Source organism: Curtobacterium sp. MCPF17_051, from assembly GCF_003234595.1.
GTDB lineage: Bacteria > Actinomycetota > Actinomycetes > Actinomycetales > Microbacteriaceae > Curtobacterium > Curtobacterium flaccumfaciens.
In genome coordinates, this window is the sequence record NZ_QKSE01000021.1 from 1 (window position 1) to 17,281 (window position 17,281).

15 protein-coding genes are annotated in these 17,281 nt (G+C 72.6%); 9 read left to right on the top strand and 6 right to left on the bottom strand.

The features are described from left to right. Positions 1 to 64: 64 nt before the first annotated feature. The 5 genes from DEJ35_RS14965 (at position 65) to DEJ35_RS14985 (ending at position 6,088) form a co-directional block, all read left to right on the top strand. Positions 65 to 1,096, top strand: a complete 1,032-nt coding sequence (locus DEJ35_RS14965; protein ID WP_111193059.1) for an NAD(P)-dependent alcohol dehydrogenase — start codon at positions 65 to 67, stop codon at positions 1,094 to 1,096. 234 nt (positions 1,097 to 1,330) lie between these two features. Then, the gene (locus DEJ35_RS14970; protein WP_111193060.1) at positions 1,331 to 2,713 is read left to right on the top strand and encodes an MFS transporter; all 1,383 of its coding nucleotides are present in this window, start codon (positions 1,331 to 1,333) and stop codon (positions 2,711 to 2,713) included. A gap of 132 nt (positions 2,714 to 2,845) precedes the next feature. After that, a complete protein-coding gene (gene glmU, locus DEJ35_RS14975) occupies positions 2,846 to 4,273 on the top strand; it encodes a bifunctional UDP-N-acetylglucosamine diphosphorylase/glucosamine-1-phosphate N-acetyltransferase GlmU (protein WP_111193061.1) in 1,428 nt (475 codons plus the stop codon). 61 nt (positions 4,274 to 4,334) lie between these two features. Further along, positions 4,335 to 5,312, top strand: coding sequence for a ribose-phosphate diphosphokinase (locus DEJ35_RS14980; RefSeq protein ID WP_111090688.1), 978 nt, complete (start codon positions 4,335 to 4,337; stop codon positions 5,310 to 5,312). Further along, entirely contained in the window at positions 5,309 to 6,088 is a 780-nt protein-coding gene (locus DEJ35_RS14985; RefSeq protein ID WP_110860769.1) for a putative protein N(5)-glutamine methyltransferase, read from the top strand. The genes DEJ35_RS14980 and DEJ35_RS14985 overlap by 4 nt, the downstream gene beginning before the upstream one ends. A gap of 747 nt (positions 6,089 to 6,835) precedes the next feature. Here the strand turns inward: DEJ35_RS14985 and DEJ35_RS14990 are convergent. Then, positions 6,836 to 8,470, bottom strand: coding sequence for a molybdopterin-dependent oxidoreductase (locus tag DEJ35_RS14990; RefSeq protein ID WP_111090686.1), 1,635 nt, complete (start codon positions 8,468 to 8,470; stop codon positions 6,836 to 6,838). A 109-nt stretch (positions 8,471 to 8,579) separates the two neighbouring features. Between DEJ35_RS14990 and DEJ35_RS14995 the strand changes: the two genes are divergently transcribed. After that, entirely contained in the window at positions 8,580 to 9,362 is a 783-nt protein-coding gene (locus DEJ35_RS14995) for a hypothetical protein (RefSeq protein ID WP_146238543.1), read from the top strand. Between the two features lie 82 nt (positions 9,363 to 9,444). On the opposite strand, the gene gndA is transcribed toward DEJ35_RS14995, so the two are convergent. Continuing rightward, positions 9,445 to 10,902 (bottom strand): NADP-dependent phosphogluconate dehydrogenase, encoded by a 1,458-nt coding sequence (gene gndA, locus DEJ35_RS15000; RefSeq protein ID WP_111090684.1) that lies wholly within the window; start codon positions 10,900 to 10,902, stop codon positions 9,445 to 9,447. A 112-nt stretch (positions 10,903 to 11,014) separates the two neighbouring features. Between gndA and DEJ35_RS15005 the strand changes: the two genes are divergently transcribed. After that, positions 11,015 to 11,554, top strand: a complete 540-nt coding sequence (locus DEJ35_RS15005; protein ID WP_111123411.1) for a gluconokinase — start codon at positions 11,015 to 11,017, stop codon at positions 11,552 to 11,554. Here the strand turns inward: DEJ35_RS15005 and DEJ35_RS15010 are convergent. Then, a complete protein-coding gene (locus DEJ35_RS15010) occupies positions 11,541 to 11,804 on the bottom strand; it encodes a hypothetical protein (RefSeq protein ID WP_051596490.1) in 264 nt (87 codons plus the stop codon). The genes DEJ35_RS15005 and DEJ35_RS15010 overlap by 14 nt on opposite strands. A 214-nt stretch (positions 11,805 to 12,018) precedes the next feature. Between DEJ35_RS15010 and DEJ35_RS15015 the strand changes: the two genes are divergently transcribed. Further along, a complete protein-coding gene (locus DEJ35_RS15015; RefSeq protein WP_111193062.1) occupies positions 12,019 to 13,332 on the top strand; it encodes a sensor histidine kinase in 1,314 nt (437 codons plus the stop codon). Next, entirely contained in the window at positions 13,329 to 14,000 is a 672-nt protein-coding gene (locus DEJ35_RS15020; protein WP_110860757.1) for a response regulator transcription factor, read from the top strand. The genes DEJ35_RS15015 and DEJ35_RS15020 overlap by 4 nt, the downstream gene beginning before the upstream one ends. Before the next feature lie 12 nt (positions 14,001 to 14,012). Here DEJ35_RS15020 and DEJ35_RS15025 read toward each other — a convergent pair whose 3' ends face one another. The 3 genes from DEJ35_RS15025 to DEJ35_RS15035 form a co-directional block, all read right to left on the bottom strand. Then, positions 14,013 to 14,612 (bottom strand): class I SAM-dependent methyltransferase, encoded by a 600-nt coding sequence (locus DEJ35_RS15025; RefSeq protein WP_111193063.1) that lies wholly within the window; start codon positions 14,610 to 14,612, stop codon positions 14,013 to 14,015. A 121-nt stretch (positions 14,613 to 14,733) separates the two neighbouring features. After that, complete coding sequence (gene uxaC, locus DEJ35_RS15030; RefSeq protein ID WP_111090680.1) at positions 14,734 to 16,173, bottom strand: glucuronate isomerase; 1,440 nt, start codon at positions 16,171 to 16,173, stop codon at positions 14,734 to 14,736. Between the two features lie 11 nt (positions 16,174 to 16,184). Next, complete coding sequence (locus DEJ35_RS15035) at positions 16,185 to 17,276, bottom strand: LacI family DNA-binding transcriptional regulator (protein WP_181435599.1); 1,092 nt, start codon at positions 17,274 to 17,276, stop codon at positions 16,185 to 16,187. Between the last annotated feature and the right edge of the window lie 5 nt (positions 17,277 to 17,281).

The window sequence follows — 17,281 nt, forward strand, 5'->3', positions numbered from 1 at the left end:
CCGCCGCCCCCTCCACCACCCACACGTCCGGCCGCGACGACGCGGCCGAGGAAGCGAGAACCGCATGACCTCCACCCAGCGCACCAGCGTCCTGCTCGGCACCCAGGACCTCACCGTCGAGGACCGCCCCGTCCCCGCCGTCGACCCCGGCGACGTGCTCGTCCGGGTCGCCGCCGTGGGTGTCTGCGGCTCCGACGTGCACTACTACCGCCACGGCCGCATCGGCGACTTCGTCGTCGAGGAGCCCCTCGTCCTCGGGCACGAGCTGTCCGGCACGATCGAGGCCGTCGGCGAGGGCGTCGACCCGTCCCGCGTGGGGGAGCGCGTGGCCATCGAGCCGCAGCGCCCCTGCCACCGCTGCGCGCAGTGCCTGGCCGGCCGCTACAACCTCTGCCCGCACATGCGCTTCTACGCGACGCCGCCGGTCGACGGCGCCTTCACCGAGTTCGTCACCATCGAGGCCGAGTTCGCCCACGTCCTGCCCGACGCCGTCTCGTTCGAGGCCGGCGCGCTCCTGGAACCCCTGTCCGTCGGCATCGCCGCCGTCCGCAAGGCGGCCATCGTGCCCGGTTCGTCGGTGCTCATCGCCGGCGCCGGTCCGATCGGCATCATCTGCGCCCAGGTCGCGAAGGCCTTCGGTGCCTCGCGCATCGTCGTCAGCGACCTGTTGCCGGAGCGCCGGGCGCGGGCCCTGGAGTACGGCGCCACCGAGGTCGTCGACCCCACCGCCGTGTCCGTCGCGTCCGACATCGTCCCCGTCGACGCGTTCATCGACGCGAGCGGTGCACCCCGAGCGGTGTCGGACGGCATCAGGGCGGTCGGTCCGGCGGGTGCCGCGGTGCTGGTCGGGCTCGGCAACTCCGAGATGACGCTGCCGGTCGAGCACATCCAGAACCTCGAGGTCACGGTCACCGGGATCTTCCGGTACACGAACACGTGGCCGGTCGCCATCGAGCTGGTCGCGTCCGGGCAGGTCGACCTCGACTCGCTCGTCACCGGTCGCTTCGGGCTCGACGACGTCCGCGAGGCCCTCGAGAGCGACACCGACCCGGAGTCGCTCAAGTCCGTCGTCTACCCCGGCGGCGTCCCGGCCTGAGTGGGCTGCGCGTCGTCCGGTGCGAGGTCCCGTACTCCGTGACGGCGCGCAGACCTCGCACGGAGTGCGGGACCTCGCACCAGAGCGAGCGACCCGGCGGAAGCGCACGCGGCGTGCGGACGCGCGCACAGGGCGGACGGGAGGCGCGGGGCCAGGCCGCCCCGCGCCTCCCGTCCGGCACGTGACCCGGAACGGGGCCACCGCCGCGTCACCGGGACGCGCTACGGTTCGCGCATGACCGCTTCACCGGCCGCCGTCGCGCCGCAGCGCACCGACCGGCGCGCGCTCGTCTCCTGGGCGCTCTGGGACTGGGGTTCCGCCGCGTTCAACGCGGTCGTCACCACCTTCGTGTTCAGCACGTACCTGGCCAGCCGGGCGTTCGTGGACCCGGCGCTCGTCGCCGACACGTCCGCGGCCGGCAAGGCGATCGTGGAACGGGAGCTCGCGCACAACGCGGCCGTCGTGTCCACCGCACTGACCATCGCGGGGATCGTCGTGGCCCTGGTGGCACCGGCCATGGGGCGGCTCGCGGACTCGTCCGGGCACCGCCGCCGGTCGGTCCTCATCGCCACGATCGGCGTCGCGCTGTCGATCGGCGGCATGGTCTTCGTGGCGCCGAGCCAGCCGTACCTGCTGCTCGGCGCAGCCCTGCTCGGCATCGGCACCGTCGCCTACGAGGTCGCGAGCGTCGGCTACAACGCCATGATCGGGCAGGTCGCCTCCGGGGAACGCACCGGCCGCGTCTCCGCCATCGGGTGGGCCGCCGGGTACTTCGGCGGGATCGTGCTGCTCGTCCTGCTGCTCGTGCTCTGCATCCAGGACTTCCGGGGCGACGGGGTCGTCGGCGGGCTCCTGCAGCTGCCGGCCACCGTCGCCGCGGGGCAGTGGGACGTCCGCGTCGCGATCGGCATCGCCGCCGTCTGGCTGGCGGTCAGCTCGATCCCGCTGTTCCTCACCGTGCCCGAGGCGGCGCCCGACCGCACCCGCGGTGGCGGCGTGTTCAGTGCCTACGCGGACCTCGGCCGGGACATCGCACGGCTGTGGCGCGAGCGCCGCAACGTCCTCGCGTTCCTGCTCGCCAGCGCGGTGTTCCGCGACGGCGTCGGGGCCGTCTTCACGTTCGGCGGGATCGTCGCCGCGCAGGTGTTCGGGTTCACGCCGTCGCAGGTCATCCTGTTCGCCATCGCCGCGAACGTCGTGGCCGGCATCGCGACGTTCGTCTCCGGACGCCTCGACGACCGGTTCGGGTCGCGTGCGCTCATCATGGTCTCGCTCGTCGGCCTCGCCGTGTGCGGGGTCGGGGTCTTCGCCGCCGGCAACGAGACGCAGTGGTTCTGGGTGCTCGGGCTGACCCTCGCCGTGTTCGTCGGTCCGGTGCAGTCGTCGTCCCGCGCGTACCTGGCGCGGCTGGCGACCCCCGGCCGCGAGGGGGAGCTCTTCGGCCTCTACGCCACCACCGGCCGGGCCGCGTCGTTCCTCGCGCCGGCGCTGTTCGGCGTGGCGGTGACCGTCGGTGGGTCGACCCGGTTCGGGATCCTCGGCGTGGTCGTCGTGCTCATCGCCGGGCTGGTGCTGATGGCGTTCGTCAAGCGGGAACCGCAGGGCGCGCGGGCCTGATCCACGGCGTGCCGTCGGCGCTGCCTGGAGGCGCGGTGCCGGTCCGTCCACAGACTGCGGTTCTGCGCACGGTTGGGCACAGGGCCGTGGTCGCGTCGGGCGGCCCGGGCCGCGGTGCGCCAGGATGGGTGCATGACCGACCAGCGCATCGCCGTCGTCGTCCTCGCCGCCGGGCAGGGCACGCGCATGAAGTCGTCCACGCCCAAGGTGCTGCACCGGCTCGCCGGACTGCCGCTCATCGGGCACGTCCTGCGCACGGCGTCGTCGCTCAACCCCGAGCACGTCGCCGTCGTCGTGCGGCACGAGCGTGACCTCGTCGCGGCCGAGGCCGTCGAGCGCGTCCCCGACGCGATCGTCGTCGACCAGGACGACGTCCCCGGCACCGGCCGCGCGGTCGAGGTGGCGGTCGAAGCACTACCCGCCGACTTCGACGGCGCCGTCGTGGTGCTGTCCGGCGACGTCCCGCTGCTCGACGCCGCGTCGCTCCGGCTCCTGGTCGACGCCCACGTCGGCGGCGGCAACGGGGCGACCTTCGTGAGTGCGATCGCCCCGGACCCGACCGGCCTCGGACGGATCGTGCGGGATGCTTCGGGCGCCTTCGTCAGCGTCGTCGAGCACAAGGACGCGACGGCCGAACAGCTGACCATCACCGAGGCGAACGCGGGCATCTACGCGTTCGACGTGGCGCACCTGCGCGCCGCCTTGCCGTCGCTCACCACGGCGAACGCCCAGGGCGAGAAGTACATCACCGACGCCCCCGCGCTGATCAGCGAGCGTGGCGGGCGCATCGACGTGGTCACCCTGACCGATCCGTGGCTCGTCGCCGGCATCAACGACCGAGCGCAGCTCTCCGACGCCGCGCGTGAACTCAACGCCCGCATCGTCCGCCGCCACCAGCTCGCCGGCGTCACCGTGCAGGACCCGGCGACCACCTGGATCGACCTCGACGTCACCATCGAGCCCGACGCCGAGGTCCTGCCGGGCACCCAGCTCGTCGGCGCCACCGCGATCGCCGCCGGCGCCGTCGTCGGGCCGGACACCACACTCCGCGACACCGAGGTCGGGGCCCGCGCCACCGTGAACCGCGTCGACGCCACCCTCGCCGTGATCGGGGACGGCGCCTCGGTCGGCCCGTTCGCCTACCTGCGGCCGGGCACGATCCTCGGTGACGACGGCAAGATCGGCACCTTCGTCGAGACGAAGAACGCCCGGATCGGCCGCGGCAGCAAGGTCCCGCACCTGTCCTACATCGGCGACGCCGAGGTGGGCGAGGACTCGAACATCGGCGCGAACACCATCACCGCGAACTACGACGGCGTGCACAAGCACCGCACCGAGGTCGGCTCGAACGTCCGCACAGGCTCGCACAACGTGTTCGTCGCCCCCGTTAGGATTGGTGACGGTGCGTACACCGGCGCCGGGACCACCGTCCGCAAGGACGTTCCGGCAGGATCGCTCGCGATCAGCTACGCCCCACAGCGCAACACCGACGGATGGGTCGAGGAACACCGACCCGGCACACCGGCGGCCGAGGCTGCTCGGCTCGCGAACGGCGAATAGATCCCGGCGACCACCCGTCGCCGACATCGACCCCGCGTGGGTCAGGGAGTGAGCACCGCACTTGTCCGGAATCAAGACAACCGGCCAGAAACGACTCGTCCTCGTCTCGGGGCGAGCACACCCGGCGCTCTCTGCCGAGATCGCGGAGGAGCTCGGGGTCGACCTCGTGCCGACCGATGCCCGGACCTTCGCGAACGGTGAGCTCTACGCCCGCTTCGACGAGTCGGTCCGTGGCTGCGACGCCTTCGTCATCCAGTCGCACACCGCGCCGATCAACGAGTGGCTCATGGAGCAGCTCATCATGGTCGACGCGCTGAAGCGTGCCTCGGCGAAGCGCATCACGGTCGTGGCGCCGTTCTACCCGTACGCCCGCCAGGACAAGAAGGGCCGCGGCCGCGAGCCGATCTCGGCCCGCCTCGTCGCCGACCTGTTCAAGGCCGCCGGCGCGCACCGCATCATGAGCGTCGACCTGCACGCCGCGCAGATCCAGGGCTTCTTCGACGGCCCGGTCGACCACCTGTTCGCCATGCCGGTGCTGCTCGAGCGTTTCCGCCAGATCCTCGACCCGAAGACGCTCACCGTCGTGTCGCCCGACATGGGCCGCGTCCGTGTCGCCGACATCTGGTCCGAGAAGCTCGGCGCCCCGCTCGCCATCATCCACAAGCGCCGCGACCCGCTCGTGCCGAACCAGGTCTCGGTGCACGAGATCGTCGGTGACGTCAGCGGCCGCGTGTGCCTGCTCGTCGACGACCTCATCGACACCGGCCGCACGATCGCCAAGGCTGCCGAGGCGCTCAAGAACGCCGGCGCCACGGGTGTCGTCGTCGCCGCGACCCACGCCGTCTTCTCCGACCCCGCCACCGAGCTGCTGCAGAGCGAGTTCATCGACCGCGTGGTCGTGACGGACACCCTGCCCCTGCCGATGGAGAAGCGCTGGGACCGCCTCGAGGTCCTGCCGATCGCCCCGCTCATCGCCCGTGCCATCCACGAGGTCTTCGACGACGGTTCGGTGACCTCGATGTTCGACGGCGCCGCTTGACCCACCCTGCGCGTGACGCCCTCGCGGCCCGGCTCCGGGCCGCGGGGAGCGTCTTCGCCGAGGACGAAGCCGACCTGTTGCTCGAGGCCGGTGACGGTGAGCCGGTGCGACTCCGCACCCTCGTGCAGCGTCGGCTGGCCGGTGAGCCGCTCGAGTACGTGCTCGGCTGGGCCGCCTTCGACGGGCACCGCATCCGTGTGACCCCAGGCGTCTTCGTGCCGCGAGCCCGCACCACCGTCGTCGTCGAGCAGGCTGCGCGTCGGCTGCAGCGCTACGACCGCGTGGTCGACCTGTGCTGCGGCGCCGGCGCGATCTCGGTCGCCCTGTTCGGTCGCGTCGGGGCGCTCGACCTCGTCGCCACCGACATCGACCCGGACGCCGTCGACGTCGCGGCCGAGAACATCGGGGACCGCGGCATCGTCGTCGCCGGTGACCTGTTCGCGCCGCTGCCCGATCGGTTCCGCGGCGCCGTGGCGGTCATCGCGGTGAACGCCCCCTACGTGCCGACGGCCTCGATCGAACTCATGCCGACCGAGGCCCGCGAGCACGAACACCGCGTCGCCCTCGACGGTGGTGCGGACGGCCTCGACCTGCACCGGCGGATCGCCGCGGGTGCGGGGGAGTGGCTCCGCCCCGGTGGCGCCGTCGTCATCGAGGTGTCCGAGGCCCAGGCCGAGGCGTCCGCCGCTGCGTTCACTGCCGCCGGGTTCTCCGCCGTGGTCGAGCGGGAGGCCGAGGTCGACGGCACCTGCGTCGTCGCGACCCTGCCCGCCTGACCCTGCCCCTGACCCTGACCCTGACCCTGCCCGCCGGGCCTGGCCTGCGCGCCGAACCCCGGGGTCGAGCGGTCACGACACACCGCTCAGGTTCGCCGAGGCGGCACGAAGTGTCGCCTGCGCGTCCGCGAACCGACGCTTTCTGCACCCCCGGCGCGACGCACGTGGCGTGTCGCGCGAGCACGGCGAGGGGCGTGGCGGGTCGGCACCGGGCCTCCAGGCCGTCGGGTGACCGGAGCGCGCCTGCGTCGAGCGGTCACGACATGCCGCTCAGGTTCGCCGAGGCGGCATGAAGTGTCGCCTGCACGTCTGCGAACCGACGCTTTCTGCACCCCGTGCGCGACGCATGTGGCGTGTCGCGCGAGCACCGTGAGGGGCGTGGCGGGCCGGCACCGGGCCTCCAGGCCGTCGGGTGACCGGAGCGCGCCTGCGACGAGCGGTCACGACATGCCGCTCAGGTTCGCCGAGGCGGCATGAAGTGTCGCCCGCGCGCCCACGAACCGACGCTTTCTGCACCCCCGGCGCGACGCACGTGGCGTGTCGCGCGAGCACGGCGAGGGGCGTGGCGGGCCGGCACCGGGCCTCCAGGCCGTCGGGTGACCGGAGCGCGCCTGCGACGAGCGGTCACGACACGCCGCTCGGGTTCGCCGAGGCGGCACGAAGTGTCGCCCGCGCGCCCACGAACCGACGCATCCTGCCCACTCGACGGCCGTCAGGGGGGCGTGTCGCAGGCCCGTTGCGGGACCGTCAGCGCGCGTCGACCGTCACCGTGTGCCAGCCCGTCGCGCCGTTGGGTGCCGGCGGCCGGTCCACGCTCGTCTGCACCTCGCCGTCCGCACTGGTCGCCCGCACCTCGATGCGGTGGGAGCCGGCGGTCGGCGTCCACCGCACCACCCACTGTCGCCAGGTGTCCGCGGAGATCGAGTCGGCGAGTTCGGCGCGCTGCCAGTCGCCGCCTCCGACGCGGACCTCGACGGCCTTCACGCCCCTGTGCGGCTGCCACGCGACCCCGGCGATCGCCACCGGCTTGCCCGCGGTCACCGTCGACCCGTTCCGCGGGGTGTCGATGCGGGACTCGAGCTTGACCGGGCCACGCTCCGACCAGCCACGCGGTGTCCAGTAGCCCTGCGCGTCGGCGAACCGGGTGACCTCGAGCTCGGTGACCCACTTCGTCGCCGAGACGTACCCGAACAGGCCCGGCACGACCATCCGCACCGGGAACCCGTGCTCGGTCGGCAGGGGCTCGCCGTTCATCCCGACCGCGAGCAGCGCCGCGGTGCCGTCGTCCTGCAGCACGTCGAGCGGGGTGCCCGCGGAGAACCCGTCGATGCTCCGTGAGAGCACCATGTCGGCGTCGCCCGTCGGACGTGCCCGGGCGAGGAGCTTCCGGATGGGGTAGCCCAGCCAGCGGGCCGTGCCGATGAGGTCACCGCCGACCTCGTTCGACACACAGCTCAGGGTGGCCACGTGCTCCTCGAGCGGCAGTGCGAGCAGCTCGTCCCACGTCAGCGTGACCTCCTGCTCGACCGCACCGTGGATGCGGAGCGACCAGTCGGCGGGATCGACCTGCGGCACCCGCAGGGCCGTGTCGATCCGGTAGAAGTCGGCGTTCGGCGTGATGTAGGGGGTGATGCCGTCGACGTCGAGCGATGCACCCGCGGGGACCGCCGGTGCAGCGGTCGCCGCCACGGGCAGCCGGATGGCCCGCCGGGCAGCAGCGGCCGCCTGCATCGCGGACGACCCCAGCCGGGAGGCGGTGCCCACCACGACCGCGAGGGTCGCCGTCGTGACGCCCCAGACCAGGAACGTCCGACGCTCCGCCGAGGCGGGTCGCGGTGCCGCCGTCGGCACGCTCGCCGCGGCCTCCCACCGGCGCAGCCGCTGGAGCAGCAGGCGCAGGACGACCACTGCCGCCGCGATGCCGAGGACCGTCGGGGCGCCGTCGAGCGTCCCGCTGCCCGAGCGGGTGCTGACGGCCAGCAGCGCCAGCACACCACCGGCGGCGAACACGAGGGCGCCGAAGGGTGGGCGCACACGTTCGAGGACACCGGCGCCGGCACTGATCGCGATGACGATCACCGTCATGAGCACGAACAGGGCGACCTTGTCCCCGGTGCCGAACACGGCGACCATGGAGTCCTTCGCACCCGGGGGAGCGAGGTCGATGACGGCGGACCCGACGGCGACCAGGGGGCTGCCCGCTCCGCCGAGCAGCAGCGCGCCGAACTCGGCGACACCGAGGAACGCGGCGGCGGCCACGACGCCGACGATCGCGGCGATCAGCGTCCAACGTCGGGTCACAGGGCCGTCGGGCCCGCTCGGGCCGTCCGACGGACCCGCCGTCGGTCGACCGATCGGTTCGTCCGTCGTCTCGGTGGTCACCGCCCGAGCGTAGGTCGCCCGGCCGCTCGTGGGCTGTGTGCGCGCGCTTCCCCGCGCGTTCATCGGGTTCGGCCAGCAGGTGGCGCGCGGCTCGTGGGAGGATCGGACCGTGCTGCAGCGTCCGGATGGTGTCCCGCGGTCCGGTCGTGCCCGCGGTGCACGGCGGACACCGATGTCGCCGGCACGTCGACTCGCCACCCTGCGCTGGGTCATCGTCGCCGTCTGGCTGGCCCTCCTGATCACCCGGATCGTCGTCGTCTCCACGGCGCCGGGCGTCGACCTCTCCTGGTACGGCATCGTCGAGTTCGGCGCGATCGGCCTCGGCGTCGTGGTCATCGTGGTCGCCGTCGTACGGACCGCCACGGCACGGCGGCGGCAGGCGGACGAGGCCCTCGCGCTCGCCATCCGGCGGATCGACCCGACGGTGTGGCTCGTGCCGGCGGCGCCGACACCGGAACTCCGTGGCGTCGTCGACGAGATCCGTCCGGACACCCACCTCGGTTCGCGCGTGACGTGGGCCTTCGGCGCCACCGAGGCCTCCCTGTGGGAACTCGACGAACGGCGGGCGACCCGGCTGCTCGTGATCCGGTGGAGTCGCGTCGTGCACGTGGGGCTCGAAGACGTGGCGGAAGGCTTCGACGGCTCGGAACGACTCGACGGTCCAGCAGAGGCCGGCGGCGCGGGGCAACCCGGCGGCTCGCCGCGACCCGGCGGGTCCGGTGGTGCTCGCCGCGCCTGTGCGGTGGCGATCCACCACGTACGACCTGACGACACCCCCGCCGTGGCGACCTTCTTCGTCCGGACCGCCCCGGGTTCGCGTCGGCTGCTCGGGCGCGGTCCGCGGCTGGACCGGCTCGTCGCCGACCTGGCGCGGGAACGCATCGTCGCCTGACGCGACGGAGGGCCCCGGGGTCGGCGAGGCCCTCCTTGCGATGACCCGCACCGACCTCGGTCGTCGGCAGCGGGCGCGGTCGTCAGTGCGTGGACGGCTCCTGCTCGACCTCGCGGCGGTCGTCGTCGGACCACAGCGTGTGGAAGGTGCCGTCCTTGTCGATGCGCTGGTAGGTGTGTGCGCCGAAGAAGTCGCGCTGGCCCTGAATCAGCGACGCCGGCAGCCGGTCGGACGCGAGCGAGTCGAAGTACGACAGCGCGGACGAGAAGCCCGGCGCAGGGACGCCCGACGCGGCCGCGATGCCGACGATGCGGCGCCAGGCGGCTTCGCCCTCGGCGACGGCGTTCGCGAAGTACGGGTCGACGAGCAGTGACTCGAGCTTCGGGTTCTCGGCGTACGCCTCGACGATGCGGTTCAGGAACTGGGCCCGGATGATGCAGCCGCCCCGCCAGATCTTCGCGACGTTGCCGAGGTCGATGTCCCAGCCGTACTCCTTCGCCCCGGCGATGATGAGGTCGAAGCCCTGCGCGTACGCGACGACCTTCGAGGCGTAGAGCGCCGCACGGACGTCGTCGGCGAAGGTGTCCGGCACCTCGGCGATCTGCGGACGGTTCTTGATCGACTGCTGCACGGCGGCACGCTGCGTCGGCTTCGACGAGACGGCGCGGGCGAACACGGCTTCGCCGATGCCCGAGACGGGGATGCCCAGGCCCACGGCGTTCTGCACGGTCCAGACGCCGGTGCCCTTCGAGCCGGCCGCGTCACGGATGACGTCGACGAGCGGCTTGCCGGTGTCGGCGTCGCGCTGCTTGAGGACCTCGCCGGTGATCTCGATCAGGTAGGACTCGAGGTCGCCCTTGTTCCACTCGTCGAACACCTGCACCAGGTCCTCCACCGAGAGCCCGCCGACGCGACGGAGCAGGTCGTACGACTCGGCGATGAGCTGCATGTCGGCGTACTCGATGCCGTTGTGCACCATCTTGACGAAGTGACCGGCGCCGTCGGTGCCGATGTGGGTCACGCACGGTTCACCTTCGGCCACCGCGGCGATCGACTTCAGGATCGGCCCGAGCGTCTCCCAGGCCTCCTTCGAGCCACCGGGCATGATCGACGGGCCCTTGAGTGCACCCTCTTCACCACCGGAGATGCCGGTACCGACGAAGTTCAGGCCCTTCTCGCGCAGGTCGTGCTCACGTCGGATGGTGTCGTGGAAGTTCGCGTTGCCGCCGTCGACGATGATGTCGCCCGGTTCGAACCGTTCGGCGAGCTGCCCGATCACGGCGTCCGTGCCCTTGCCGGCCTGCACCATGATGATGGCTGTCCGGGGCTTCGACAGCGAGGCGACGAACCCGTCGATGTCCTCGGACGCGATGAACCCGGCGTCGCCGTGCTCCTGGAGCAGTTCCTCGGTGCGGGCGTACGTGCGGTTGTAGACCGCCACCGTGTTGCCTTCGCGCGATGCGAGGTTGCGGGCGAGGTTCGAGCCCATCACTGCGAGTCCGACGACTCCGATGTTCGCCCGACCGTTGTTGTCTGCCACGAGGGTCTCCTTTGTCCTGACGTTGGCGCCCAACCTACGACCGGTGGTCTGGGATCGCACAGGTGTTCCGGGAACTGGGGACCAGAGTTCACCGGATCAATACTGTGGAGGGATGAGCGAGCTCGCTGTCCACCCGCCCGTCCTCGTGATGGGGGTCTCCGGCTCCGGCAAGTCCACCATCGGCCAGGCGCTCACCGACGCCCTGGTCGCGCAGGGCGAACCGTGCGTCTTCGTCGACGCCGACGACCTGCACCCGGTCGCCAACAAGGAGAAGATGCGGCAGGGCACCCCGCTCACCGACGAGGACCGCTGGCCGTGGCTCGACGCCTGCGCCGAGCGGATCGCCGCGGTCGAATCGGACGGCTCCCGCTGCGTGATGGCGAACTCGGCGCTCAAGCGCGCCTACCGGGACCGTCTGCGCGAGTCCGCGCCGGGTCTCGTCATCGCCTTCCTCGACGGGTCGCGCGACCTGATCGCCGAACGGCAGTCCCACCGCCAGCACGAGTACATGCCGACGACGCTGCTCGACTCGCAGTTCGCGACCCTCGAGCGGCCGCAGCCCGACGAGGCCGCCGTCGCGGTGTCGATCGACGGATCGGTCGACGACACCGTGCGGGAGATCCTCGCCGCGCTCGCGGTCACTTCCGGCTGAGCTCGGACAGCCGGGCGCGGTACTCCTCGGCGTCGATGTCGCCGCGAGCGAACCGGTCGGCCAGCACACCGCGGGCGTCCGAGCGGGCGCGCCAGCTCCCTCGTCGGAGCACCCCGAACACCAGGAACACGACGAGGAACGCGAAGAAGAAGAACGCGGGGAACAGGAAGAACGGGAACCCGCCGCCCTGCCAGTACGGGCCGTGGGCTGCTGCCGTCGTGAGTGCGGATGCGGTGATGGACGTGAACACGGTGATCTCCTGTGGTCGGTTTCGGGGCCGCTGTCGCGACACGTCGACTCTCCGGCCTGGAGGCCCGCCACGCGTCCGCCGCGCAGCCCCACTTCCGTCTGCTCCCGCGGTCGTACTGCGGTCGTTCCTCACCAGGGACCTACTCCCCGGGGAGTAGTCCACAGGCACCCCTGCGGTCGATGCCGGGGCGGACCGACGTCCCTAGGCTCGACCCATGACGACAGGGCCACGCGAAGACGACCGCGACCTGGCTGGCGACCGCTGGCCGGGGCGTCAGCGGTTCGCCCGGTCCGGTCGGGTCCTGCCGGTGGCCGTCGTGCAGATCGTCGGCACGATCCTCGCGTCCCGCATCACGGTCGCAGGGCCGGGCGGTCCGCCGTGGGCACGACACGGTGCGATCGGCGGCGTCGATCCCGTCGTGCTCGGCCCACTCGCCGGCGCGCTCCTCGTGGCCGGCGTCGTCGTCCTGCCGTGGCGGTGGAGGTGGCCACGATCGGTGCTGCTCGTCACGTTGGCGACAACCGTCGGGTACGCCCTGGTCGTGAGCCCCCGCGGGCCCTTCGTGGCGGCGCTCACGATGGCCATCGCGAACGCGTGGCTGCGGGGCCACCGACGGACCGTGGCGGTGGCCGCTGTCGTCGCCGTCCTGGTGCTCCCGTCGGCCGACGTGCTGCTCGGCCGGGCTCCGGGGCTCGACCTCGGTGCTGTGCTGCTGTGCGCGGCGTGGCTGACGGTGACGATCGCCGTGTCCGAACTCGTCCGGGTGCAGGTCGAGCGGGTCGCCGAACGCCGTCGACAGCGTGCGGAAGCCGAACGGGTGCGGGCGGGCGAGGAGCGTGTGCGCATCGCCCGCGAACTGCACGACTCGGTGGCGCACAGCATGTCCCTCATCAACCTGCAGGCGGGCGTGGCTCTGCACCTCGGTGACGGACTCCCCGCGCAGACCCACGACGCCCTGCTGAACATCCGTGACTCGAGCCGCGATGCGCTCGTCGAGCTCCGGACGATCCTCGGCGTGCTGCGCTCGGTGGACGGCGGCCCCGCGAGCACCGGTGGACCCGATCGGAGTCCCGTTCCCGGCCTCGATCGGGTCGCGGAGCTCGTCGATCGTGCCCGTGCCGCCGGCGTCGCGGTCGATCTCCGGATCCACGGCGACCCGTCGAGCGTCACCGGGACCAGCAGCCGGAGCGCTTTCCGCATCGTGCAGGAATCCGTCACCAACGTCATGAAGCACGCCCCCGGTCACGACACGTCGGTCGTGGTCACCGTCGGGGCCGACGTCGTCGACCTGATCGTCGAGGACCACCCGTCGGCCGTCCCGGACCGCTTCGCGCGACGAGACGGCCTCGGCGCGACCGGCAAGGGCATCATCGGCATGCGGGAGCGCGCCGCCGCGGTCGGCGGAGAGCTGTCCGTGGGGCCGACGACGGACGGCGGTTGGCGCGTCGTGGCACGCCTGCCGATCAGTACCGGCGGTTCGACCGACGACGCCGGTTCGATCGACCTCGCGGACGGAGCCGGATCATGACCCCGATCACCGTCCTGCTCGTCGACGACCAGGTCCTCATCCGTGCCGGCCTCCGCGCGCTCCTCGACGCCGAACCCGGCATGGCGGTCGTCGGCGAGGCCGGCGACGGGGACGCTGCGGTCGACGCTGCCCGGGCGCTGCGACCCGACGTGGTGCTCATGGACATCCGCATGCCCGGCACCGACGGGCTCGCCGCCACCCGCAGCATCAGCGACGACCCGGACCTCGACGGCGTGCACGTCGTCATCCTCACGACCTTCGAGCAGGACGATTACGTCTTCGAGGCGATCCGGTCCGGGGCGGCCGGGTTCCTGGTGAAGGACACGGAACCCGCCGAGCTCCTCCGCGCCGTCCGCACCGTGGTGGCCGGCGACTCGTTGCTCTCACCCGGTGCGACCCGTTCCCTGGTCGAGGCGTACGCCACCCACGCGAAGCCGTCGTCCCTCGCGCCGGGCCTCTCGGTGCTCACCGATCGCGAGCGCGAGGTCATGCAGCTCGTGGCGGTCGGACTCACCAACGCCGAGATCGCCGCGCGGCTGTTCGTCAGTCCGCTCACCACGAAGACCCACGTCTCCCGAGCGATGATCAAGCTCGGTGCCCGCGACCGCGCGCAGCTCGTCGTGTTCGCCTACGAGACCGGACTCGTCACTCCGGGCTGGCAGCCCTGACACCGCGGCCGATCAGCGGCGCACCGCACTGATCGCCCCGTGCGGCCGGTGCCCCGGGTCCGTGCGGGTGTGGGCGTCCACGACGTCGAAGCCCGCTTCGTCCAGCAGCGCCGCCAGGGACGCGACCGGCCAGCGGTACGCGGTGACGACCGCGTGGTCGAAGGCTTCGACCGCGGCGCCCTCGAAGAACCCGAGCAGCAGCCCACCGCCGGGGGTGAGCACCCGATCGAACTCGGCGAGTGCCCCACCGATCCGCGACGGCTCGTGGTGGATCACCGAGTACCAGGCCAGGATCCCGTCGGCGCTGCCGTCCGCGAGCGGGAGCGCTTCGAGCGACCCGAGCCGGAAGTCGACCGAGGCGCTGTGCGTCCGTCGAGCGTGCTCGACGAACTCCGGCACCGCGTCGATGCCGCTGGCACGGTGCCCCTGCCGTGCGAGGTGCGCCGTCCAGTGACCGGGTCCGCACCCGGCGTCGACCAGGGGGCCGCTGCGACCGGTTGCCCAGGCGTCGACGAGGGCTCGGTCGTCGGGGTGGACGGCGTCCATCGACCCGAGCAGCGCCGCGTACTCGTCAGCTCGAGCGCTGTACGCCGCCGACACTCGCTCCGTCATGCGCCGACCGTACCGCCGCAGCGCCGGACCGTGCGAGGTTCCGTGTCCCGTGCGACCCGGCAACCCTCGCACCAAGCACGGAACCTCGCACCACCCAGCAGCCCCGCCGCGGCCGCCCACGTCAGAGCTTGAACGTCGCCCGCGGGATGTCGGACACGATGCGCCGGGCGGTTCGGACCGCGTCCTCCTCGGAGACCTGGTGCGTGACCACGAGCGACGCCAGGTACGCGGCGTCCGCCCGCCGCGCCATGTCGTGCCGCGCGGGGATGGAGCAGTACGCGCGGGTGTCGTCGATGAACCCGGAGGTCTTGGTGAACGACGCGGAGTCGGTGACAGCCGACCGGTAGCGCCCGATGGCCGCCGGGGTGTCGATGAACCACCACGGCGCGCCCGCGTACACGGCGGGGTAGAAGCCCGCGAGCGGCCCGATCTCGCGCGAGAAGACGGTCTCGTCGACGGTGAAGAGCACCAGGTGGAACCCGGGAGCGGTGCCGAAGGACTCGAGCAGCGGCCGGAGGGGCTCCGTGAAGGACCCGACGGCCGGCAGGTCGTGCCCGGTGTCCGGCCCGAAGCGCTCGAGCGTCGGGGTGTGGTGGTTCCGGATCACCCCGGGGTGCAGCTGCATGACGAGGCCGTCCTCGACGCTCATCTCCGCCCAGCGGTAGAGCATGTCGTGCCGGTACGCCGTCGCCTCGGCCTCGGTGATCGACGACGCATCGTGCAGCGCCGCCGCGTGGATGCGTTCCCGCTCGCTCGACGGCAGGGGAGCGGAGCCCGCGTCGAGCACCCCGGTGTCCGTGGCGGTCGCGCCGTGCTCGATGAAGTACCGGCGACGTGCGCGGAGAGCCGCCAACAGCCCTGCGTGGGTGCCCGTGTCGATGCCGGCGGCCTCGCCGATCGACGCGACCACGGGCCTCCAGTCCGACCGCGCCGGGTCGAACACGGCGTCCGCGCGGAACGTGGGGAGCACCCGGCCGGTGAAGCCGGGGTCCGCCGCGAGCTGCGCATGCGCAGCGAGGTCGTCCGCCGGGCCGTCCGTGGTGGCGAGGACCTCGATGCCGAAGGCGTCGAAGAGCGCGCGTGGCCGGAAGGCGGGGGACGCCAGCAGGCCGGCGATGTGGTCGTACTGGTCGTCCGCGTTCGCGGCGGACGGTGCCTGGTCGAGCCCGAACACGTCGTGCAGCTCCGTCTCGAACCAGTAGCGCACGGGGGTCCCGAGGAAGTCGTCCCAGTGCTCCGCCAGCTGCCGCCAGATGGTTCGGCCTGGAGGCACGCCATGCGTCCCCGACAGGTCCGCGCGTCCCAGCGCGGCCAGGTCCACCCCGTTCGCGTGCAGCAGGCGGAGCACGTAGTGGTCGGGGGTGATGAGCAGCGACGCGGGGTCGCTGAACGGCTGGTCCGAGGCGATCAGCGCCGCGTCGACGTGCCCGTGCGGCGAGATGATCGGGGCGTCCTTGACCGCCTCGTACACGGTGCGTGCCACGGCTCGCGCTCCGGGGTCGGCGGGGAACAGCCGGTCGGGGTGCGGTGCGAGCCGGGTGGTGCTGCTGGTCTGGGTCATCATCGACTCCTTCAGGACGGACGGTGTGCCGAGGCGGGCGCGGGCCCGGTCGACTCGCGCACGGTCAGGTGGGTGGGCAGGGCGACGGCGCCGGACATGTGCTCCCCGGGCAGTTCGTCGGCGGGCAGCGCGCCGAGCCGTCCGAGCAGCATCCGGATCGCGACCCGGCCGGCCCGCTCGATCGGCGAGGTCATCGTGGTGAGCGGCGGGTTGCAGAAGTCGGCGCCGAAGATGTCGTCGCAGCCCACGATGCTCATGTCCTCGGGGACGCGGACCCCGCGCTCGCGCAGCCGGGCGAGCATCCCGATGGCGATCAGGTCGTTGAAGGCGATGCACGCGGTCGCACCGGCGTGCACGGCGGCGTCGGCGGCCGCGGCGCCGGAGTCGACGAAGGGTGCGTGCGGCCCGACCCTGGCGACGCGGATCCCCAGGCGCTTGGCGACCTGCACGAGGGCGCGCCACCGACGCTCGTTGGACCACGAGCTGTCCGGCCCGGCGACGTACAGGATCTCCCGGTGTCCCAGCGACACCAGGTGCTGCACCGCCTGCTCCACCCCGCCGGGGGTGTCGATGAGCACCGAGGGCACGCCGGTGGGCCGGCGGTTCACGACGACCAGGGGGATCCGTTCGGCGAACCGTGCGATCTGCGCGTCGGACAGGCGTGACGCCGTGAGCACGACCCCGTCGGCCTTCGCCCCCACGGCGGTGAGTGCGGCCATCTCGGCGTCGGCGGACTCCTCGGTGTCGACGAGCAGCTGCGTCCAGCCGGCCCCGGCGAGCTGGTGCTGGGTGCCGCGGATGACGTCGAAGTAGAACGGGTTCGTGATGTCGGACACGAGCACGGCGACGGCGCGGGTACGGCCCGAGGTCAGCGCCCGCGCCGTCGAGTTGGCGACGTAGCCGAGCTCGCGGGCTGCCCGCTGGATGCGCTCCTGGGTGACGGGGTTGACCCGGTCGGGCAGGGACAGGGCGCGGGAGACGGTGGACGCGGCGACCCCGGTGGCGTCGGCGATGTCGCGGATGGTGACGCGACGCGCGGCACCAGCGGCGGTGCCGGCAGCACCGCCCGTGCGCCCGCCGCCGTCCGTCGAGAGGTCCTTCACGAGGC